This is a genomic window from Methanofollis sp. W23 (assembly GCF_017875325.1).
Classification (GTDB): Archaea; Halobacteriota; Methanomicrobia; order Methanomicrobiales; family Methanofollaceae; genus Methanofollis.
In genome coordinates, this window is the sequence record NZ_JAGGMN010000001.1 from 1,409,107 (window position 1) to 1,430,772 (window position 21,666).

12 protein-coding genes and 3 tRNA genes are annotated in these 21,666 nt (G+C 56.4%); 6 read left to right on the forward strand and 9 right to left on the reverse strand.

Going from position 1 to position 21,666, the window contains the following annotated elements; genetic code table 11:
* Positions 1 to 2: 2 nt before the first annotated feature.
* Both J2129_RS05915 and J2129_RS05920 read right to left on the reverse strand, forming a co-directional pair.
* On the reverse strand, positions 3 to 632 hold the full coding sequence (locus J2129_RS05915; RefSeq protein WP_209629990.1) for a DUF47 family protein: 630 nt from the start codon (positions 630 to 632) through the stop codon (positions 3 to 5).
* Between the two features lie 1,566 nt (positions 633 to 2,198).
* Positions 2,199 to 2,351 carry a hypothetical protein gene (locus J2129_RS05920; protein WP_209629991.1) on the reverse strand — a complete coding sequence of 51 codons (153 nt, stop codon included), beginning with the start codon at positions 2,349 to 2,351 and terminating at the stop codon, positions 2,199 to 2,201.
* Between the two features lie 121 nt (positions 2,352 to 2,472).
* Here J2129_RS05920 and thiC point away from each other — a divergent pair, with 121 nt between their 5' ends.
* Positions 2,473 to 3,753: a phosphomethylpyrimidine synthase ThiC gene (gene thiC / locus J2129_RS05925; RefSeq protein ID WP_209629992.1), complete on the forward strand. Its 1,281-nt coding sequence runs from the start codon at positions 2,473 to 2,475 to the stop codon at positions 3,751 to 3,753.
* A 456-nt stretch (positions 3,754 to 4,209) separates the two neighbouring features.
* Here the strand turns inward: thiC and J2129_RS05930 are convergent, their stop codons facing one another.
* Positions 4,210 to 5,925: a hypothetical protein gene (locus tag J2129_RS05930; RefSeq protein ID WP_209629993.1), complete on the reverse strand. Its 1,716-nt coding sequence runs from the start codon at positions 5,923 to 5,925 to the stop codon at positions 4,210 to 4,212.
* A 1,468-nt stretch (positions 5,926 to 7,393) separates the two neighbouring features.
* Positions 7,394 to 7,465 (reverse strand) — tRNA-Ala (locus tag J2129_RS05935).
* Between the two features lie 393 nt (positions 7,466 to 7,858).
* Between J2129_RS05935 and J2129_RS05940 the strand changes: the two genes are divergently transcribed.
* Together J2129_RS05940 and J2129_RS05945 are read left to right on the forward strand one after the other, a co-directional pair.
* Positions 7,859 to 8,452 carry a PH domain-containing protein gene (locus J2129_RS05940; RefSeq protein WP_209629994.1) on the forward strand — a complete coding sequence of 198 codons (594 nt, stop codon included), beginning with the start codon at positions 7,859 to 7,861 and terminating at the stop codon, positions 8,450 to 8,452.
* A gap of 199 nt (positions 8,453 to 8,651) precedes the next feature.
* Positions 8,652 to 10,142, forward strand: coding sequence for a PH domain-containing protein (locus tag J2129_RS05945; RefSeq protein ID WP_209629995.1), 1,491 nt, complete (start codon positions 8,652 to 8,654; stop codon positions 10,140 to 10,142).
* Positions 10,143 to 11,674: 1,532 nt separating this feature from the next.
* Here the strand turns inward: J2129_RS05945 and J2129_RS05950 are convergent.
* Positions 11,675 to 11,746 (reverse strand) — tRNA-Ala (locus J2129_RS05950).
* A gap of 62 nt (positions 11,747 to 11,808) precedes the next feature.
* Positions 11,809 to 12,939, reverse strand: a complete 1,131-nt coding sequence (locus tag J2129_RS05955; protein ID WP_209629996.1) for a nicotinate phosphoribosyltransferase — start codon at positions 12,937 to 12,939, stop codon at positions 11,809 to 11,811.
* Positions 12,940 to 13,490: 551 nt separating this feature from the next.
* On the opposite strand from J2129_RS05955, the gene J2129_RS05960 reads away from it, so the two are divergent.
* Positions 13,491 to 14,165: an MTAP family purine nucleoside phosphorylase gene (locus J2129_RS05960; RefSeq protein ID WP_209629997.1), complete on the forward strand. Its 675-nt coding sequence runs from the start codon at positions 13,491 to 13,493 to the stop codon at positions 14,163 to 14,165.
* 4 nt (positions 14,166 to 14,169) lie between these two features.
* A complete protein-coding gene (locus J2129_RS05965) occupies positions 14,170 to 15,471 on the forward strand; it encodes an amidohydrolase family protein (RefSeq protein ID WP_209631271.1) in 1,302 nt (433 codons plus the stop codon).
* A 1,085-nt stretch (positions 15,472 to 16,556) separates the two neighbouring features.
* On the opposite strand, the gene J2129_RS05970 is transcribed toward J2129_RS05965, so the two are convergent.
* From J2129_RS05970 to J2129_RS05980, 3 genes are all read right to left on the reverse strand, one after another.
* Positions 16,557 to 17,516, reverse strand: a complete 960-nt coding sequence (locus J2129_RS05970; RefSeq protein WP_209629998.1) for an aldolase — start codon at positions 17,514 to 17,516, stop codon at positions 16,557 to 16,559.
* A 91-nt stretch (positions 17,517 to 17,607) separates the two neighbouring features.
* Positions 17,608 to 17,982, reverse strand: a complete 375-nt coding sequence (locus J2129_RS05975) for a molybdenum cofactor biosynthesis protein MoaE (RefSeq protein WP_209629999.1) — start codon at positions 17,980 to 17,982, stop codon at positions 17,608 to 17,610.
* A 1,101-nt stretch (positions 17,983 to 19,083) separates the two neighbouring features.
* Positions 19,084 to 20,784, reverse strand: coding sequence for an AMP-binding protein (locus J2129_RS05980; RefSeq protein WP_209630000.1), 1,701 nt, complete (start codon positions 20,782 to 20,784; stop codon positions 19,084 to 19,086).
* A 98-nt stretch (positions 20,785 to 20,882) separates the two neighbouring features.
* Between J2129_RS05980 and J2129_RS05985 the strand changes: the two genes are divergently transcribed.
* A tRNA-Trp gene (locus J2129_RS05985) sits at positions 20,883 to 21,051 on the forward strand.
* Positions 21,052 to 21,666 lie beyond the last annotated feature (615 nt).

A 21,666-nucleotide genomic window follows, 5' to 3' on the forward strand; every position in this document is an offset into this window, starting at 1 on the left:
CCTCACGAATGCCTGATCGCGATGTCCGAGAGGACATTGGCCACGTCTTCACATCTGTCGGTGGCTTCCTCAAGGTTCTCGTAGATGTCCTTGAGTTTGATGATCGTGATCGCGTCGTTGGTGGAGAAGAGGTTCTTGATAGCGTCTGCAAGGACCGCGTCGGCAAGGTTTTCAAGCCGGTTGATCTCGATGCAGTGTTTTTCAATGGCCCTTGGATCGTCCATTGTCCTGATCAGCCTCACGGCGACCTGGATCTCCTGGGTGGAGAGGTAGATGAGCCGTGCAAGTTCTTTCATCAACTCATCGGTCTCAGTGACTCCATACCCATACATCTGCTGACTCGTGCCGTCGATGTAATCAAGCACATCGTCGAGCGCGGTGGCAAGCCTGGAAATCTCCTCAGGTTCGAGAGGAGTGATAAAGGTGAGGTTGAGTTGTTCGTAGACCTGATGGGCGATCTCGTCGCCCCGGTGTTCGATCTCCTTGATCATATGGCACTTATTTTTGACATCCACATAATCATTGACGAGGGCATGGAGGAGCTTTCCGCCCTCGTTCACCGTATCTGCCTGCTTTTCGAACAAGTCAAAAAAAACCTTGTCCTGCGGCACGATCCATTCCTTTAGACCCATTGCACCCATGTGTTATCGGTTCTCACTGAACAAAAACCATTCCATCCCATGAAAATAGATGTTCTTTCGTGCATGAATTATGGCACGAAAAAGCGGCGATGAGACCCGGATCCATCCCGGAGAGATCAGGTCTGTTTGCGCAGGGATTTTCAAGAATTTATATTTGAGGTCATCCCGAAACTCTTCAGTCCTCCCCCTCTCAGAAGATAGCAATGGATGTGGAGAAAATATCCTCCTCTTTTTGTTGCGCACCCATGCATTCATCCCTTCCCACACCACCGCACCGGGGGACTGCGCCCCCGGACCCCCGGGATTGCAATTGGGACGGGAAGGCAGAGCGATGATCGTGAAGACGGGATGTGACCCCCCGCCAATCTTCATCGGCGGGGGGTCCGGGGGGCGGCCAGCCCCCCGGTGGAAGAGAGCGTTCAAAGTTTCAGGAAGGGAGGCACACTCCAAGGCATGAAGGAGAAAGTGCCGACCCCCCCTCTCCTGATGTGGGGGGAGTGAGGGGTTACCCTGAGGGCATCCCAACACTCTTCCGCCCTTCCCCCCAGAAGAGAGCGCCAGACATGGGGGGAAGATCTTCACCTCTGTTGGAGCGCACCCATGCATTCATCACCATCACCTTCACTCCTCTTTGGTCAGGGGGAGTGCCGCCCAGAATCCAGGAATACCGACAGAACCGGGGGGGGCAGTGCGATGATCGTGAAGAGAGGACGCAATCCTCAGTCAATCTTCATCCGCGGGGGTTCAGGGGGGTCTCCCCCTGGTGGAAGTTGGTTCAGAATTTCAGGAAGGAAGCACTTCGGACTGGGGGGATGTTCACCTCAGGAGAGTGGCGGGATATGCTCATGAAAATGATCGTGAAGATCATCTCTCTGGGGTTCCATAATAGTTTGAATTCACGGCTCTGTAGAATCTGGCATGAACCCCCGGCTCACGCATACGCGATGAACATTTCTTGTCACGTGGTCTCTCTTTTTCAAGACTGAGGAGCAGGAGGGAATCGTGTTCACTCGCAGCCCCTCCCCCTCTTCGTCGTAGGGGGGTCCGCGAGATGACAGGGACGATTCTATGATCGGGACGGCACACCCGATCATCACGCCTTCCCAGACCTTCACGCCGCGGGCGCGGCGCCCGGACCCCGGGGAGCAAGAGAGAGTCGGGAAGGCAGAACGTCGATCATGCTGAAGGTATCTCTCTCATCTGCATGTCATCTTCAACGATATCTCCACCACATCAATTGCTCTCTTCTGGGAGGGGGAGGGTTGGAGAGTTCTGGGATGACCTCCATGAAAAGTTTGAATCCACCACGCCCCTTCTTGACCGACACGCAGATCATCTCACAAATGATCGGGCCGCTGCCTTCCCCTTCCAGTCCCTATCGCCATCCCGGCGCGGGGGTGCGGGAAGGCACGTCGATCTGATCGGCGACCCTCAGCGCAGGATCTTCACTGACGTCTCGCACCGGGGGTACACCCCCCATGACGAGGACAGGGGCAGGGCCGCGGTGCCCTGTGCTGAAAGAGACCCATGATCATGCCCAATTCGACAGAGCCGAATTCACCAGATTCCTTCAAGAGTGAGATACAGATTGCAGATACATCTCCTGAATGACCGGCCCTTTGAGACGGCACGTCGATCAGAGGTGCCGCCCCTGATCGTCGAATCTTCACCGCCGTCCCGCACCGGAGGGTGCACGACCAGGAGACCCATGATCATGTCCAGTTCATCTCGTATGCCTGAGCCCGGGGGTTCATGCCGGACTCTACAGGGGCGATAAACCCTCTTTACTCTGGAAACCCCATTCATTCAGAGAGTTCTGAGACAGGATATCATGACCAGCATTCTTGAAGCAGCACGATCCAATGTGGTGACGCCCGCGATCAGGGCGGTGGCGGATGAAGAAGAGATCGATCCTCTTGAGTTATGCCAGAGGATCGCCGAGGGCAGCGTGGTGATCATGCACCGTGGCGAGAAGTGCGTCGGCATCGGTGCAGGCCTGAGGACGAAGATCAATGTGAACCTTGGAACCTCCAATGTCAGCGTCTCCCCTGACGAAGAGGTGGAGAAGGCCCTGGTCGCCGAGAGATACGGAGCCGACATGATCTCCGACCTCTCGATGGGGGGCGACATCCCGGCGATCAGGGCCGCGGTCGCGGGGCGCACCACCCTCCCGCTCACCACTGTGCCCATCTATCAGGCGGTGGCGGAACATGGCCTCGAAGACCTGACGGCAGAAGATATCCTTGCGACCATCAGGGCGCAGGCTGAGGAGGGGGTGAGTTCACTGGTGGTCCACTGCGTGAACCCCCATATGATCGATCTCCTGAAGGCGCAGGGGCGGGTCATGGGCGTGGTCTCCAAGGGTGGGTCGATCACTTCCTCGTTTATGTACCTCAACCAGTGCAAGAACCCCTTTATCGAGCACTTCGACGAGATCCTCGCGATCGCACGGGAGCACGACATCGTCCTCTCGCTCGGGAACACGGCCAGGAGCGGGTGCATCCATGACCCGCAGGACCCGGTGCAGATGGAGGAGATGAGGCAGAATATCGAACTGGCCAGGTACGCCCATCATATGGGGGTCCAGGCGATCATCGAGGGCGCAGGGGGACATATCAGGTTCGACCGGATCAGGGAGGTCATACGTTCCTACAAGACGCACTCCTCGTTCCCGCTCTTCGTCGCCGGGCCTCTGCCGACCGATGTGGCGGCAGGCTACGACCATGTTGCCGGGGCCGTGGGGGCGAGTGCGGCGAGCGCCGCGGGCGCCGACTATCTCTGCTATATCACGCCGGCCGAGCACCTCAGTCTCCCCTCTCCCGAGCATGTAAAGGAGGGGCTGATCGCGTTCAGGATCGCCGCACATATCGGGGACTCGGTGAAGAGGGGCGCCGTCGGCAGGGACCTTGAGATGGCCAGGAATAGAGCGGAGTTCAACAGGGGCGGCCAGATCGCCTGTACATTCGATCCAGAACGGGCGCAGCAGATCATGGAGACGGCAGGGAACGAGATCTGCACGATGTGCGGGGACTTCTGTGCGATCAGGTTGATGAAAGCGATCTGTGGGTCGGGGAAGTCTACTGAATGCCCAGATAAGAGTGTGCGGTTCTGAAGGAGGGAGTTCGCACATTTTTTCATTGAGGCCATCCCAAACCTCTCCAGCCCTTCCCCTCTCAGAAGAGAGCATTAGATGTGGTGGAGAAATCCTCCCCTTTTCGTTGCGGATCCATGCATGCATTCATGCCTTCCAACTCCACCGCGCTGGGGACGATGCCTCCGGAACCCTTGGGATGGCAATGAGGACGGGAAGGCAGAGCGATGATCGTGAAGACGGGACGCGATCCTCCGCCAATCTTCATCTGCGGGGGGTCAGGGGGCGGTGCCCCCGGTGGAGGATAGGGTTTAGAAATTCAGGAACGAACGACTTCAGTTCAAGACGATAGTCAAACCTCAGGAAGTTTTGGGATATGTTCATTTTTAAACGAACTCCAGATTAAACAAACTCCCAAAACATGGTACCCGGAAGATTCTTCGGGGATTTCTAAAATACTCCCGCTTGATTCAAGGATCAATCAAATGTCCTATGTATATATTCCATCACAGCTTCCTGTGAGGGTTGCAACTCGCCAGGTTTATACAGCAGGTCTGGAATGATCGCTTCGATGAGTTCCCGGTTATAATAGGTGACAGTACTCTGAACCTCTCCGTGCTTCACGGGATCTTTGTTCAACCGTTCAAATATCTTACAATAACCGTCAATGTCGACATCTGTTCCTTCAAAACATGATTTTTCAAAGAGATCTGGCCTCCTCAGTGCCCGATTGAGATCCTCAAGAAGGAGTTTGAAAAAAGTATCCGAAGGGTTGTCTTTCGATGGATAAACGCGGATCATATTCTGTACTCTGTTCGATAGCATCTGCACCAGATGGCGAGGTATGGCGCTGTCACTGGATAACCATTCCATGAACTTTTCTTTATCCTTGATGTCTTCAGGGGCGATACATAATGGACTGTCAGTTGTCCAGATCTTCAGTTTAAAGTCCATTTCATCGGGTATTTTTACTTCATATCGGGTACCAGGAGAACAGGTTCCATGGCCGTCCACAGGAATGAAACAAAATTGTTTGGATATCTGGCGAGCGCTGTACTTCAGATCGATAGAAAGTGTATTTCCATTTTTTAAAGAGAAAAACATATACGCGATGTGCGGTTTGACGTCACCGTCCGGAGAGAGAACCCACTCCCGATGATTAAAGTCCACATAGTCCACGATATTATTCATCGGGATCTGAAGAGTGATACTGATATCACGCGCTGCGATGGAGACCATATCTTTCATAAATTCAGAAGCGTATTCATGATCCTCCACCATCTCCTTTTTCAATTCAAAGGAATGCCATTCTCCTGACAGGAAGTACCGCAGCGCAGATGGTGAGGATTTAATCAGCGTTAATATTGGGAGAATACATTTCTCCATCTCAATGACTTCTCTGTGAGAATGCAAAATTTCAGGATATCCCCTTATCGCACGATCGGCAGATTCTATTGTGAATCCAAATTTTATTCTATCGACAAAATCCGAGCGCCTTGTTTTATAAAATGTGTCGGTTACAATGGGGATCGCACAGTTGGACGCACATGGCGAGATTAGACACCGGTCAGGGCGATGGGAGTGCCTTCCCGTGTTATCTTCAGTCCAGGATATCTCACTTCGGACCTCTTCGACCAACCTCTCTTCATTAAATTCTTCGTCCTGCACCCAGATGTTCCATGCGCTGCGAATATTTTCCCAGTTTACATCAAGGATATCATAACTATCCCGGATATATACGCTTTTTTTAAACAGGATCTCTCTAACAAGGTTTTCATCAATAAAGTAATCGAAATATGCACTGCTCAAGATCGTCAATCGTTCAAAGGGGTCGAAATTCTTGACGATGATCTCGAGTATCTGTTTTAATGTTGCGGCATCATGATTGAGGGAATAATGTTTTGTCTTATGGAATGAATTCACTCCATCTGTTCGTTTCTCTTCTGAAGATAATATTCCCATATCTTCAAATTTTTCACACCAGGATTTTATCGTCGGTTTTGTTATCTTTTGGCCACATTCTTTCCATATCTTCGAGGGATACTCATACACGGGGTCAAGCGCCGTTTTACCTGTGTCCTGAGTACCCCCTATCTTTCGCTGACAGAAATACTCGATGCTGCTACTCTCGACCTGAATGAAATACCTCAGGATATCCTTTGCACATTTGGTCAATTCAAAACACTCTGGCATATCTGTTATCCCGCAGAAAATCGACTATACTACATATCAGCATTTTGCCTTTGTAAAATTATTACACTGGAGGTTTACTCAGAAATCCGGCTTATATTGCCCAATTTTGTGATCTATCGCAGTATGAACAATAACACCATTTCAAAGTAAAATTGATTGATGAAATGACACGCGACATGACAGAATATTGGTCTGAAAATGAGTATTGCCAGAACCTGAACCTATTCGATATGATTCCTTCTCCAGAACGATCCCCCCACAGGCGGAAGCATACGCTTCCACCAAGATGCGTGACCTTGTAAGATCCGTGAATAAAGCAAGATGCAAGAAGAACGGTTTTGCATACAATAGAGAAGAAAATAAAATATCCAAATGGCGTGGCCAGAATCATGCGAGATTCGATCTCCTGTTCATCGGAGAGTGTGGCTGTGCCAGTTATGGCGAGGTTAAGTCACAGGTGCGAAGCCGCCCATCATCTGCACTTCGAAAAAGGTATGGTTCAAATAAGATCTTCTTTCAGATTTATTCGGACAGGCAAGTGTCCCGTTCTCCCGAACTGTTCCTGATTTTTATGAATATGAGGCATTGAAGAATAGGAATGACTTACTCCTTGATCTGTGCGACGCACTGATCACTCTCCCTGAGGTAGATATAATTCAACGGCATATCAGTCCCTCGGCAAGGCAGACGAAACCCATCACGTTTTTAGATTCCAATACATCAACTGTCGCACCAAGTTTGAACTCCCAAGTATGCCTATAGGTCCATGCAAGAAACCGGCATCTATTGTCCATGAAGATTCATTTTCACCATACCTGCTCCCTTTGATCACACGACCTCTCAGTATACAATAGGGAGGGACAGTCAGGTAAACTCACACCAATTCTCTTTTACTTCTGCTGAAACGTTTTATTCTGTGCTCGTGATGGATACCATGCAAGGAGGTGAAATGTGATGGGAAGCAATCAGAGGGCAAATGCGAAAAATCCAAACAACTCAGCCCACAAGGCAACAACGAACAATAGATCCAATCAGTTAAACCCAAACAACGCTGCGTACCGCTCATCTCGTGGGAAGAAGTGATCTTTGAAGAACAAACTTTTCTTTTTGATGGTTTCTGGGATCTATAGAATTCCTCTGGACCGTTCTCTTTACAGGGGCGTGCCGCCACCCGGTTCCCCCGTGCGAAGAGAGACTGTGGACTACAGTCCCCTCTTCACGTTTGTTGAGTGTACCTTCCCGACTCAATCTACCTCCCTAGGATTCCAGTGGCTGCGAGCAAGAACGAGCATGAAATAAATCTCCGATTTTCGAGAGAGCCCCCGAAGTGATCGAGGAACGAAGGCGGTTCTATCGCGCTCGCGTCGGGAAGAGGAAAGGATTTCTACAGTTATTTTTTGGGGTTTTGGCAACCCAAAGAACAGTACAGAAATGATATGCTGAAGAAATGTTTTCGCAAAAACAGAGATGGACCGAGCGGGAATTGAACCCGCGGCCTCTTCCATGCCAAGGAAGCGATCTTCCCCTGATCTATCGGCCCCTGCTACCCTACACTATTGATCGTAATCCCATAATAAAGATTGGGGCTGGCCGCTCCCCAAACCCCCCCTCGCAGGGCCCTGGAGCCAGGAGAGCACCGAACCACGCGCATCTTCTATGACCGGACGCGCCGCCCCTCCATGATGGCGATGAAGCGGAAGGCAGAAGAGATGATCACGACGAGGGCCTCCCCCTCCTCGGCCCTCTCTTCGCACAAGAGGGACTGGAGAGAACCGCAACTAAGAGGAGAGGGCAGAGTGACCAGGCATGAACAAGATCTGTAGTCCCGGAGACTGGTGCAGATCGCCTCCCGACCGGCATGGCGAGCATTGCTGGAGACCCCCACCCCCCTCCTGACCATACCTTCAATTGCGCACAATGGAAACCTCTACCTATGCCAATCCCCAGTCCTTTTCAAGGACACCCCACGGTCGATGAAAGGGAACCAGTCCATGAGACCAGTGCAGGAGGCGAGGGCTACAGGCGACTGAACCGGAAGTGCATGGTCTCGATGTACATCGGGCACGCCATCTCGTACGCCATACTCCTCGCGGGCTATCTCCTCCTCAAAACTTTTTCGCAGGAATTCCTGGGCCAGTATTATGATCTTGTTCAATATGCCGCGCTGGCGGTCCTTGCAGTTGTCCTCGTCTATATCGTGGCGGCCCCGCCGGTCTACTATGCCCGCTACAGGTACCAGATCACCGAGGACAAGGTGGACGTCCGCTGTGGCGTCCTCGTGATACGCCACATCCTGGTACCGATCGAACGGGTGCACCAGGTGGAAGTCTCCAGGGGCCCGATCAACACCCTGCTCGGGCTTGCAGACGTCACCATCACGACCGCAGGCGGGGATGCGACCATCGAATATCTGGAGATCGAGGAGGCGGAGAAGGTCGCAGACCATCTCAACAACCTGATCGGCCGGATGCTCCAGGACCGGATCACAACGACCCCCGCCCCCGATGCCGGGCCTGCGGATGAGTGAGAGGAGAGGAGACCGGGAGGTAAAAAGAGTGGAGAACCAAAACGGGCTGCCTCCAACCCGAACAGAAGCGGAATCATCCTCTATCGACCAGGCCGCCATCGAAGATCTAGCCGAAGGTCTGCAGTGTGGACAGGACGTCCCTGACGCGGACGAGAGACGCACCACTCCACAGGGGCCTCAGTATTCAGAGGAGAGAAGCATGGCCGGCGAAAAATTCCGGTGCCATCCCAGCATTATCGTGGAGAACTCGTTCAATGCGTTCTTCTCAATAGTGATATTGCTGATTTTCCTCGGTGCATGGACCGATAACACCGCCGTCCTGGGCGTACTCGCGCTCTCCCCTGTCGCCCTCCTCCTCTTCTACTACAGGCAGTGGAAGAGGACGACCATCCAGTTCAATGAGACCGATGTCGTGATAAAAAGGGACACCCTCTTTCAGATGAAAAAGACCCTCCCCTACACAAAGATGGCGTCGGTCAACATGAACCGGGACATCGCAAACAGAGTGTTTGGGACGGCGAAGGTGCTGATCAACATCAACTCAGGAGCCAGCGCCACGACCCCGGAAGCGGTCCTGACATTCAAGCAGGACGTGGCCGAGAGGCTCAGGTCAGAGATGTCGCAGCGCCTCTACGACCATGCGATCTCCCAGGACGAGGAGGAGACGATCGAGTCCCTGGCAACGTTCACCCCGCTGGACGTGATCATCCATGGGATCTTCAGCGTCCCGACCTACCAGACCATACTGGGGTCGATGTTCCTGGCCTACTCGGTCTTTGAACTCTACCTCTCCATGGTAACTGAGGCCGAGTTGGGTGCGGGGGCGATGATCTCTCTCCTGATGTTCGTCGGGCTCCAGATCATGCCGTCGGTCTCGCTGATATTCCGGTACTACCACTACAAGGTCTACCGCCGGGGCGACACGGTCTACCTGCAGCATGGCCTGATCAGGACCTACAGAACCTCGTTCAGCGTCTCACGGGTCAACGCCGTCCGCGTCAAGAGCACGCTTGCGGCCAGGCTTCTGGGGCGTTCGTGCATCGAGGCCGAGGTGGTGGGACTGGCCTCTGAGGACGACGAGAGTTCAAGCCCTGTCCTCTGCCTGCTCAAAGATGATGCAACCCAACAGAGGGTCCTCAGGGAACTGGTGCCGGAGTTTGTCTACGAACGCGATCCACACAAACAGCCAGAAGGCGCAAAGCGTGTGCTCCAGATCCGGGCGGGCCTCGCGTCCCTGGTGCTGGCGGCGGTGATGTGCATCCCTTCGCTCTACGTCTCCCGCGAGGCCGCCGCCCTCTCCGGGATCTCCGGCATTCCTGATGCGGTCGTGCAGTCTGTGCTGCCCGTGGGTACGGCGCTGGTGATCCTCGCGATCTTCTATGCCGCGCACGTCACCTACAGGGTCGTGGAGTTCGACGCCGGGGAAGACCTCTTCACGTTCGTGAACGGCGCCGTCGATCGCGAGACGGTGGTCATGAACTACGATAAGGTGCAGATGGTCTGGATTGCCGAGGGCCCGGTCGCCAGGATCTTCGGGGTCGCCAGGGGGAGTGTGTATATGCTCTCCTCTATCGGGAGTTCGAGAATCATGTCAGGGTACTTCCCTGAGAGTTACTTCAACAGGATAAACGAGATCGTGATGGACCGTATCACCAGCGGGAGATATGATTACCGGCTGAATAGTATCTGAACTGGGCCGCGGAACTCCTGGGAGTCGGTGTCTGGAATTGGGGGAATAGGGCTCTGTAGAAACCCTCACCTCTTGTGTGGGTGAGACATGTGTTCCCCCCCCCTTCCCTCCTCTTTGGCCGGGGACTCTGCCCCCGGACCCCCGGGACCACGATAGGGTCGGGAAGGCAGAATAGATGACCATAAAGAGAGTGCTGCCGTCCTTGGCCTATCGTGTTGCGGGGGGTTCGGGGGGCGGCACGCCCCCCGCCAGAGAGATTCATCAGGAGGATTTCTACAGAGCCGGGAATAGAAGATTTTTTCTGTTGTAGTGAGTTTGTAGAACCCCTTACCTCTTTCTGGTATGAGCCCCCGGCATGGTGTGGCGAGAAGATGCGTCGATCCGATTGGCCCCCCCTCAATCACAGAACCTTCTTCGCCATCTTGCGCCAGGGGGTTGCTGCCCCCCGGTCCCCCCGCGCCACGAGAGGTCGTGGACGGCACATCTCTCTTCAGGGAGTTCGAATATGCCTTCCCGTCTCTATCTTCCTCCCGAGGGTCTGGGGGCAGCGCCCCCGGCGCGATTCATGAGGGAAGGGGGGTGAGTCACGCGTGCACCCATAAAGGGTGAGGGTTTCTACAGAGCCGACTTTTTTTATTTTACCGGCTCTGTAGAAACCATCCTCTTTTCATCACTTCAATCCCCTGTGAACCGAATCCATCACCTTCCCTCACGCTTGTGCCAGGGGAAAAACCCCGGACCCCCCCCCACGACGAGGAGAGGCGGAGGCAGCGATGGAAAAAAAATCTTCACCGATTCTCCTGTCTTAAAAAAGAATGATCCAGCGGCTTTGTAGAAACCCTCACTTCCTCTCGGTGCAAGGGCGACGCAATCGCCTTCCCACACAATCACGCCGGGGGCGGCGAGTCCCCCCGTCGAAGAGAACCATCAAGAGGGGTTCTACAGAGCCAATCCAGCAACAAAATATTTTCATCCCATGTGCTTGAGACATGTTCTCGCCCCATGACGAATTCTACAAAGCCATTTCACTACAAAGTCGTCTCAAAAGTATCGGGTGATTGAAGGTCAGGATCCGGAAGTAGTTTTTACTGTCACCCGAATTGCTGAAACAATACCGCGCAAGGACACTTGAAACAGAGCATATCTCAAAACCCTCTGAGGCCTGAATTGAAACACTCCTTTCCAGGAATTTTGAATGCGTATCTTCCTTCCGCCGGGGGGCGGCAGCCCCCCGGTCCTCCGCAGAAGATAGGGAGGAGGACAGTAATCCCTCCTTCGTGACAATCAAAGACGAAATCCTCCTCCTATCGCCATCCAGGGGGTTTCCGGGGGGCGCTGCCCCCGGCACGAGCGTGCGGGAAGGCCATAGGTGCTTCGAGGCTACGAGGGGGTGAGGACCTTTCAATCATCATCCATCGCTATCTTCTGTAAAGGTAAGGTCGGAGAGTTCTGGGATGATCTCACAGATACATGTCCTGAACTCAGGAATTCATCTCAACAAAGAAGTTCACAAAGGTTTTTTCAAAAACGAGTGGACCGAGCGGGAATTGAACCCGCGGCCTCTTCCATGCCAAGGAAGCGATCTTCCCCTGATCTATCGGCCCGGTGATACCCTACAATATTGCATGCCATCTAATAAATGGATTTGGGCCGGGATACCCCCAGGTCATACAGACCCTGCGATCCCGGCAAGATATGCGAGGACGCGCGCCCTCGCCTCCGCAGTCTCTGCAGAGGCCATGATCGTCCCGTCCCGTATCGCCGGGACCAGGAGCGGCGCGGCCCCCTCTGGTGCAGGGGCGGAGATCGGGAGAAGTTTCCGCCGGCCGTCAGGGAAGAGATAAACCTGCTTGACCCCGCTCCACTTACCCCGCTTGGCAACACTCCTCCCTTCCACCTCGATGATGTCCAGGGAGAAGTCGATGACCGGGGCATTGGCGATCGAACCCCCGACCCCAAATGCCTCGACAATATCGCGGAAGGCAAGGATGTCCTCCCTCGTGATACCGCCAGAGAGAAAGATCTCGACATCCTCGTGCCCATGACTGTCGAGTTCCCAGCGCACCTCTTCAAGGATGGAACGCATGTTCCCGCGGCGCGAGCGCGGGGTGTCCAGGCGCACGCCCTTCGTGAACCCAAGTTCTGCCGCCCTGAGGCACTCCTCCTTCTCGTCGCCGAAGGTGTCGCAGAGCATCAGGCGCGGCACCTCGGACGCGGCATAGCGGTCGAAGGCCGTCCATGCCTCTTCAGGGTTCTCATGACACATCACAAAGGCGTGCGGCATCGTCCCGACGACCGGCATGCCAGGCGGGGCGGTGGTGTTCGAGACCCCGTCCACCCCTCCGATCCATGCCGAGCGCTCGATCATCGGTGCGATCGCCGGGTGTTGTCGCCGTGAACCGAATGAGTAGATCTTGCGCTCTCCTGCGGCGTGCTTGATATGCGCGGCGGCGGTCGCGATCCCCGAGGCGTGGCAGAGAAACCCGAGGAGGGCGGTCTCGAAGACCCCGAACTCACGGTACCGCCCGGTGATCCTGAGCACCGGTTCTCTCGGGCGAAAGACGCTCCCCTCAGGCATGGCCTCCACGTCCACCGAGAGACCGGAAAGGAGAGCAAGGACATCGTGAAGCCCACAGAAAATCCCCCACTCATAGGGCATACCTGCGGTCGTCACCTCCATCGTGACCACCGGGTCTATCCCTTCCTTCTCAAGCACCTCTTCACAGCGGGCAAAATAGATATCTGTGCACTCGCCGCGCGCGATCGTCCCCTCGTCAACCATATGAAAACGGCTCATATTCATCTCAACACTGCGATATGAGATGTCGGAGGGTAAAAAGGGGTGGTCCTGGTTCTGAAGAATTTCCCTTCAATCGGCTCTGTAGAAATCATCTTGACGGCTCTCTTCGACAGACCCCCCGCGATTCGATTGGTGGCGGACGGCAATACGCCCTTCATGGCCGCGGATTGTACCTTCCCCGCCTTCTTTTCATCCCGGGGATCTCGGGGGCCGCCCCCCCCCTGGGGGCGATTCATGAGGGAAGGCGGGAGAATCACACGTGCACACAGAATGGGCGAGGATTTCTACAAAGCCCTACGATCAGGATGGCACCTCTGATCGTCATGCCTTTGTTCCTGCCAGGGGCGCTCTCAAAGATCAACGATCTTCTCACGCTCGCAGCCACCTGGACCCCTGCGAAGATAATTGAATCAGGAGAGCACGACAGATGACCACGAAGAAATGCCCATCCAGAGAAGAGCCTCCAGGGCGGTGGTCTTTAACCCTCTGGAAACCCAATTTTTTCTGATGGCAGGCAGGCATACTGAGGAGCAGAGGAGGACCTGCTGATGCTCGGGATCATCGGCGGCACCAGCCTCCTGTACTGTGACCTCCCCCCACTGGAGGAAAAGACGGTCTGGACCCCGTACGGTCCGGCCGCCGTGCATACCGGCGAGATCGCCCTGATGCTCAGGCACCAGGCCGACCGTCCGCCCCACCAGATCAATTATCAGGCCCAGATGGCGGCGCTCGCCCTCTGCGGCGTAGACCGGGTCGTCGCCTTCGGGTCGGTCGGTTCATTGAAACCCCTCATCCAGCCAGGGACGGTGATGCTCCCGACCGACTATCTCAGCCTCACCGACATCCCCTCCTTCCACAACCATGCCATCGAGCATGTGATGCCGGCTCTTGACCAGGGTCTGGTGAAGCAGATCTCAGAGGCCGTCCCTACCGCCGAGGTCGGGGGGACCTATGCCCAGACGCGCGGCCCCAGGATCGAGACGGTCTCTGAAGTGCAGGCCCTGGCAAAGATCGCGGATGTAGTCGGGATGACGGTGGCGAGCGAGGCGACGCTTGCCCGAGAACTCGAGATCCCGTTTGCGGCGGTCTGCACGGTCGACAATTATGCGAATGGATTATCTGATGAGGTGCTGACCTACGAACACATCCTTGCCACCTCGAAGAAATACGCGAGGCGGACCGAGGACCTGGTCGGTGCGGTTGTGCAGGCACTGGGAGCATGAGATGATGAGAGAAGTATACAATGGAGAGGACGTCCTGGTACGGGACGTCGAGGTGCAGGGCAGACAGGTGAACATCAAGATCGAGGGCGGACGGTTTGCGGCCATCGGTGAGGACGCCGGTGGCGAGGCAGACCTTGTCATCGAGGGGAAGGGTGCGGTCGCTCTCCCTGGGCTGTACAACACCCACACCCACGCGGCAATGACCCTCCTGCGAGGGTATGCCGACGACATGATCCTCCAGGAGTGGCTCTCTGAAAAGATCTGGCCACTGGAAGCGCACCTGACCGCCGACGACGTCTACTGGGGGACGCGCCTGGCATGCCTTGAGATGATCAGGTCAGGGACGGTCGGGTTCAATGACATGTACTTCTTCATGGAAGACGCCGCAAGGGCCGTCGAGACAATGGGGATGAAGGCGCAGCTCTCGTACGGGTTCATCGACCTCTTCGACGAGGAGAAGCGGGAGAAAGAGATCAAGGCGACCGAGGCGCTGGCCACTTCGGTCAGGGGGATGGACAACCCGCGGATCAAGGCGGCGGTCGGCCCCCACTCTATCTACACCGTCTCCGAGGAGGGGCTCTCCTGGTGCGCCGAATTTTCCCGTCAGCAGGATATCAACATCCACGTCCACCTGGCCGAGACCGAGCAGGAAGTGACCGACTGCGTCGCCAAGACCGGAGTGCGCCCCACACAGGTGCTGGACCGGTGCGGACTCCTCACCCCGAGGACGGTCGCCGCCCACTGTTGCTGGCTCGATTCAGACGACTGCGCACTTCTTGGCAACCGCGGCGTCTTTGCATCCCACAATCCGGCAAGCAACATGAAACTCGCGGTGGGCCGCGCGATGCCATATGAATGGTTGAAGGAAAGGGGTGCCGGGCTCTGTCTCGGGACCGACGGGTGTTCGTCCAACAACAATCTCGACATGTTCGAGGAGATGAAGTTCGCCGCACTCCTCCAGAAGTTCTACTGGCGCTCGCCGACCATCCTCCCTGCAGAGGAGGCGCTTGCCATGGCCTCGGCAAACGGCGCTGCGGCACTCGGCTTTGAAGGCGGGAAACTCGAGGTCGGTGCCCCCGCCGACCTGGTCCTCCTCGACCGCCGGGCCTCCAGCAACACTCCGCTCTACAACCCGGCGTCCAATGCGGTCTATGCCTGCAACGGCGGTGCGGTCTCCACCGTGCTCTGCGACGGCCGCGTCCTGATGCAGGACCGCGTCGTCCCTGGCGAAGAGGAGGTGCTGGAGGGCGCACGGCAGGCGATCGCCGGGCTGCTCGCGCGGCACCATGCGTCTGTCTCAGAATAAGGAGTATGGCGCGGACCCCTGGCCGGGACGTGGCCAGGGATCAAGAAGGGGCGGCACCCCCCTCTTCACGAATTTTTCTCAGGGGTTTGACCTCCCTCCTGAACTGAAGCACTCCTTCCCAGAGATTTTGGTTCAGAACATATCCCACCACTCTCCTGGGGTGAACATCCCCCCGGACCGAAGTGCTTTCTTTCAGAAATTCTGGGTCTGTAGAATCGAACATGACCATGAGGCTCACGCATACGCGATTGAAGATGATCGTGAGTCTCCTATGGTGTGTGAACCTGTGCTCCCCTTCAGCACAGGACACGCTGTGAGACCGCCGCATCATTGCCGCACCCGCATATCTTCTCTCCATGGGGGGCCCGGGGGCGAGTGCCGCTCGGACCATGGGGATGAAGATTGGGCCGGGAAGGCATATTCGAACTCCCTGAAGAGGGATTGCCGTCCACAACCTATCGTGGTGCAGGGGGTCTGGGGGGCGGCCAGCCCCCCAGTGGAGGCGAGGGTTTAGAATTCGTGGAAAGATGAGTTTCGGTTCGATAAGATGTTCAAGCCACAGGGAGTTTTGGGATGAACTCCATGAAAATGATCCCTATGATCCTCACTTCAGATTTGCATGAGTGTTTGAACTCGCTATATCACGTTGGAGCCCGACACACAGAGGATAGAATATTCCTCTGATGGATCGGCCGCCCGGAACCGTCAAATCGAAGATGACCGGAGGGCGGCATGGTGCTCGACTTCGATCCACTCCTCAAACAAAACACGGATGAGGGTCGGAAATCGATCCAGTTCTGATATGATATTTTCATCCTGTATGCGTGGCCCAAGGTTCATGCTCGATTCTACAGAGCCCCTATCCCCTCGCGTCGGGGTGCGGCCATCTGATGATCGTCCGCGTGGTGTCGTGCTTTTTCATCTCGTATGCCTGAGCCCCTGGTTCATGCCTGATTCTACAGGTCCGTATTCTCAGGGTCGTTGTCCCTCAGGTCTCCCTCATCCCCGGAGATACTGATTGGGCCAGGAAGACGGGTCTGACACTCCTGGTGCAAGAGATGCCCGACTTCACGCGCCCCGCTTTCTCACCCCACCTCTTCCTTCCCCAGCACGATCTCTCGCAGCACCGCCTGTGTCCCGGCAGGTGTCGGCCCCGCCGTGACCTCGAAGACCCTCGCCGCCCCGAGGAGCGAGGCGAAGAACCTGCGGCGAATCCCCTCCCTGAACGCCGTCCTGACCAGGAGATGGGGGTTGAAGTAGCCGGCGGCCGACGCGATCTCAAGGGCCTCTTCAGGGTCGAGGAGACGGCACCACGCCGCCGCCCCTCCCTCGTGGCGCCTGAGAAACACGATGGTCCGCAGGGTGGTCATCGGAAGGACCCGCCCCTTCCCGACCACCGACCTGAGGTCGACCACTGCCCGCCCCTCGGCGTCGAGGTCGGCCTTGCCGACAAGATCTTCAAACGCAGGCCAGGCCCCGGCCAGGTCGGCCCTGATATAGAAGTTCTTCTCAGACCCATACGCAAAGACCTCGTCCCCATAGACCCTGGCAAAGAACCAGTCGTCTGAGACCACCCGCACCCGCGGGTCCAGAAGGAGCCCGTAGGTCTGGGTGGTCTTGCCGGCCCCTGACTCGCCGAGGAGCGCAACGCCCCGGCCGTCGGCATCCACGCAGGCCCCGTGGACCGAATGAGTCCCATGCTCCTCCTCCAGGACGTCCCCCGCGACCGAGAGGGCGAGGGACTTGACCAGACCATAATAGGTGACATTGAGGAGAAACACAGTCCTGGACTGGGGATCGTAGCGCACGGTCTCGGCCGGGACCGCGGGGTCCCTGAGATGATAGAGACGGCCATGAGAGCGAATGTTCTGGGAGATGAAGTAGAAGTTCTCCTCCCACCGCTCCTTTGTCTCTTTCTCGTCGGTGAGAAGTTTGATGCAGCACCCGAAGATCTCTGACTTCACCTCATAGGCGACCGCGTCGACATACCGCGCCTCCAGATCCTCTTTCTCCTCCACGGTGATGAGAGTGAAAGGGCAGGGCATGCATCCCCCTGGCGCGCACAAGGGTTAAAAAGTGCCTCCCCCACCCGGAAAAAAGAGATCGTTTTGAGAGCCAGAACCGTTCTCCTGACCTTCAGACCGCAAGCAGGGGTTGTTTCCTGACGATCTTCTCCTCCTTGACGGCATTGACGATATACTCGCACGCCTCAAAGGCCACGTCCCTCTCTGGCGCACCCGTCGCCACCAGGAGGACCACGTCCCCGACATCCACCTCGCCGACGCGGTGCACGACATCGGCACAGCTCAGCCCATAGCGCCTCACCGCCTCGTCCCTGATCGATGCCAGCGTATCTGTCGCCTGCTCGACATCGGTCTCGATCGAAAGCCCGGTGGAACCTTCCTCGGCCCGCACCCGCCCGACATAGGTGACAACCGAACCTGCCAGGGCGGCGCTCCGTGATTTCATCGGTGCGCTGGGGTCGATCGCGTCATGTGTGATCCCGACCATAATGTTCTCCTCCATACCCCCGCCAGGTTGTCTGCCTCCAGGGGTCAGGAGTCATTACCTGACGCGACACATAAAAATGATCTCCTTGACGCCTGCCCCATCCTATCCTGGTCGTCTGAAATATAGAGTGCTGCCGACACACACCTGACCGATCTCTCGGGGCGGCCGCAGGTCCGCCCTTCATCTTCGTCTCTCTCATGTGGCATGAGGATTCTATAACACAGTGGTGCAGTTATCCTCACCTCGTCCTGGGAGCATATTCCAGGACTCTCCTGGGGTGAACATCCCCTCGAACCGGAGTACTTCCTTTCAGGAATTCTGGCTCTGTAGAACCCCTCTGGATGTCTTTCTCAGGTGGGGGACTCGCCGCCCCCCGGCGAGATGACCATCCAGAGGCTTTATGATGAAAATGATCCTGACGATTATCTCTCAAGGTTTGCATGAGAATTTGAACCACCCATATCTCGTTGAAGATGATATGCAGATGACAGAGACACCTTCAGTATGATCGGCGTGCTGCCTTCCCACCTCTATCGCCATCCTTGGGGTTCCGGGGGAGCCGCGCCCCCGGCATGGTGGTGCGGGAAGGCACGTCGATCCGATGTGCCGCCCCCCCATCGTCGAATCTTCACCGCCATCTCGCGCCGGGGGGTTCACCCCCCGGACCCCCCACGGACCGAAGATAGGTGGGGGCGGCGATGGAATACGATCCCACCCCGATTCTACAGAGTTGGGATCTCTTCATTATCATTCGTCGCTATCATTGGTGAGGAAGAGAGCGAGATCATTCTGGGATGACCTCCAGGAAAATATACCTCGACCACCATTCCATCGTAGTCGCAGAAAGGGCGCGGCACCCCCGGACCCACGAGATGATGAGGCCGGGAAGACCTATTCGATGATCCCCAAGGCGGGATTGCCGTCCCTCCCCACACGAGGAACCTCTCCTGGTCCAAAAAAAGAGTACGATTGTTCAACTCTGTAAAAATCCTCCTGGTTCCTCTCGGTGGCGGGAGTTGCGCCCCCGGCGAGATGACGGGGGAAGGCGGGTGCGTCGTGCTCACACCATGAACCGGCGAGTGGTTCTAGAGAGCCGATTGTTCAGGCCGTCTTGACCTCAGACGCCTCGCCAAGCCCGAGTTCCTCGACCGCGATCTCGCGCATCTTGAACTTCTGGATCTTGCCGGTGACCGACATCGGGAACTCGTCGACGAATTTGTAATATCTCGGGATCTTGAAGCGGGCGATCTGCCCGGTGCAGAAGTCGACGATCTCCTCTTCGGTGACGGTCTTCCCGTTCGTCGGCTTCACCCAGGCCATCAGTTCCTCGCCGTACTTTGTGTCAGGCACCCCAATGACATAGGCGTCGGCGATCTTGGGGTGGAGGTGAAGAAACTCCTCGATCTCTCGTGGATAGATGTTCTCGCCGCCCCTGATCACCATCTCCTTGAGACGCCCTGACATCTTCACATACCCTTCCTCGTCCATCACCCCGAGGTCGCCGGTATGGAGCCAGCCATTGTGGTCCAGGGTGGCGCGGCTGGCAGAGGGGTTGTTGTAATAGCACTTCATCGTCATATACCCGCGGGCGCAGATCTCGCCGACCACCCCGCAGGGGACGATCCGCCTCGTCGCCGGGTCGATGATCTTGATCTCGGTGTGCGGGAAGGCCCGCCCGACCGTCGTCACCCGACGGTCCAGGGGGTCGTCGACGGTGGTCATCGTGATGCCCGGCGAGAGTTCGGTCTGCCCATAGACAATGACGATGTCTTTCATGTTCATCAGGGTGTTGACCTCCTTCATCACCTCGATCGGGCAGGGCGACCCCGCCATGATCCCGGTGCGCAGGCACGAGTAGTCGTACCTGTCGAAGTTGGGGTGAGAGAGTTCGGCGATGAACATCGTCGGCACCCCGTGGAGGGCGGTGCACCGTTCGTTCTGGACCGTCTTCAGGACCGCCTCGGGCTTGAAGGCCGGGGACGGGATGACCATCGTCGACCCATGGGTGACGCAGGCCATGTTCGAGAGGACCATGCCGAAGCAGTGATAGAAGGGGACCGGGATACAAAGACGGTCCTTCTCAGTGAACTTCATCCCTTCGCCGATGATGAACCCGTTGTTCATCACGCCGTGGTGGGTGAGGACCACGCCCTTCGGGAACCCGGTCGTCCCGCTGGTATACTGGATGTTGATCGCGTCGTCGAAGTTAAGGGTCTCCTCACGATCTTCGAGTTCGTCGCGGCTGATCACCTCGCCCCTCTTGAGCACCTCGTCCCAGGTGAACATCCCGTTGTACGGGATGTCGCCCATGAAGATGATGTTTTTGAGGAACGGGAACTTCTCGGTGGAGATCCTCCCTGGCCGCGCCTCGATCGCCTCTGGACAGGCCTCATAGACCATGCCGACATAGTCGGAGGTCTTGAACCGCCCCTGCACGATGAGGGTCGAGACCTCGGCCTGCTTGAGGGCGTATTCGAGTTCAAAGACCCGGTAGGAGGGGTTGATGTTGACCAGGATGGCCCCGATCTTTGCGGTCGCAAACTGGGTGAGGGTCCACTCGGCATAGTTCATCGCCCAGATCGCAACCCGGTCGCCGCGCTCGACGCCGAGTGCCATAAGGCCACGTGCGAGAGAGTTTACCTGAAGAAGAAACTCCCGGTACGTCCAGCGGATGTTCTGGTGCACAGATACCAGGGCTTCGTTCTCCGGGTATCGTGCGGCTATACGGTTGAGCATGGCGCCGATGGTCTCGCCCATCAGCGACAGCCCAGAATGTCCGCATGCATAACTGCCCGTGACCATAGATTTTCGTATGTACTGGTGCGAGAAGATCTTATATCATTAGTGCTCGCCGATCACAATAATTAAGTTAGAGAAGGGCGTACATGTATGATGCATTCGGGGTCGTGGCCTAGTCCGGAATGGCGACGGGCTCCAGCGGTCTTTGCGTGTGATGAACAATGGGTCTACTGATCTGATGATGACCCGTTGGAGCGCTGATGCAGAATCTCGTTCCCCGCGCATGTCGGAGAGACCCGTCGATCGTGAGTTCAAATCTCACCGACCCCACGTTTTCTGAACGTTCTTATCTGATCTATTCCAAGGACCGCCAGGTCTCATGGGCTTTTCTGGACTGTCTTCTCTGGAATTTTATCTTTGTAGAAGTCCTCTTGATCGTTCTCTTCGCCGGGGTGCGTGCCGCCCCCCCGGGCCCCCACGAGAAGATAGGTGACGGACAGCAATGTCCTCCTTGTAGTCGTTGATGATGCCTTCCCACCCCTATCTTCATCCCGGGGGTCTGGGCGGCATTCGCCCCCGGCGGGAGCATGGGGGAAGGCAGATACATCACGCTCACACCAGGATACGCAAGGGTTTCTACAGAGCCAGAATTTCAGAGTACGCGGTTGACGCGGTTGAAAAATTGTGCCTGACCACATCAAAAGACGAGGGGCGGTCCCTCTCCTCTGATCACGTCCCATATGTTCAATCCGGCAGAGTCGTTACAGGGGCGGCCCGTCGATTCATCACGTCTCCCCACACCATACGCATGGGAGGGCAGTCCCCATCCCCCTCTCCAGGCGGGAGGTCCACGGGAAGATGAGACTGCGAGTTTGAGATACTCTGGATCTGTAGAACCCGGTCGATCATGGATCTCTTGGTCGTGCACTGATCTGTGTACCTCCT

Excerpts from the sequence above, each read along its gene's own strand:
- J2129_RS05915 (WP_209629990.1), bottom strand. The coding sequence starts at position 632 with ATGGGTCTAAAGGAATGGATCGTGCCGCAGGACAAGGTTTTTTTTGAC.
- J2129_RS05920 (WP_209629991.1), bottom strand. The coding sequence starts at position 2,351 with ATGGGTCTCCTGGTCGTGCACCCTCCGGTGCGGGACGGCGGTGAAGAT.
- thiC (WP_209629992.1), top strand. The coding sequence starts at position 2,473 with ATGACCAGCATTCTTGAAGCAGCACGATCCAATGTGGTGACGCCCGCG.
- J2129_RS05930 (WP_209629993.1), bottom strand. The coding sequence starts at position 5,925 with ATGCCAGAGTGTTTTGAATTGACCAAATGTGCAAAGGATATCCTGAGG.
- J2129_RS05940 (WP_209629994.1), top strand. The coding sequence starts at position 7,859 with ATGCCAATCCCCAGTCCTTTTCAAGGACACCCCACGGTCGATGAAAGG.
- J2129_RS05945 (WP_209629995.1), top strand. The coding sequence starts at position 8,652 with ATGGCCGGCGAAAAATTCCGGTGCCATCCCAGCATTATCGTGGAGAAC.
- J2129_RS05955 (WP_209629996.1), bottom strand. The coding sequence starts at position 12,939 with ATGAGCCGTTTTCATATGGTTGACGAGGGGACGATCGCGCGCGGCGAG.
- J2129_RS05960 (WP_209629997.1), top strand. The coding sequence starts at position 13,491 with ATGCTCGGGATCATCGGCGGCACCAGCCTCCTGTACTGTGACCTCCCC.
- J2129_RS05965 (WP_209631271.1), top strand. The coding sequence starts at position 14,170 with ATGAGAGAAGTATACAATGGAGAGGACGTCCTGGTACGGGACGTCGAG.
- J2129_RS05970 (WP_209629998.1), bottom strand. The coding sequence starts at position 17,516 with ATGCCCTGCCCTTTCACTCTCATCACCGTGGAGGAGAAAGAGGATCTG.
- J2129_RS05975 (WP_209629999.1), bottom strand. The coding sequence starts at position 17,982 with ATGGTCGGGATCACACATGACGCGATCGACCCCAGCGCACCGATGAAA.
- J2129_RS05980 (WP_209630000.1), bottom strand. The coding sequence starts at position 20,784 with ATGGTCACGGGCAGTTATGCATGCGGACATTCTGGGCTGTCGCTGATG.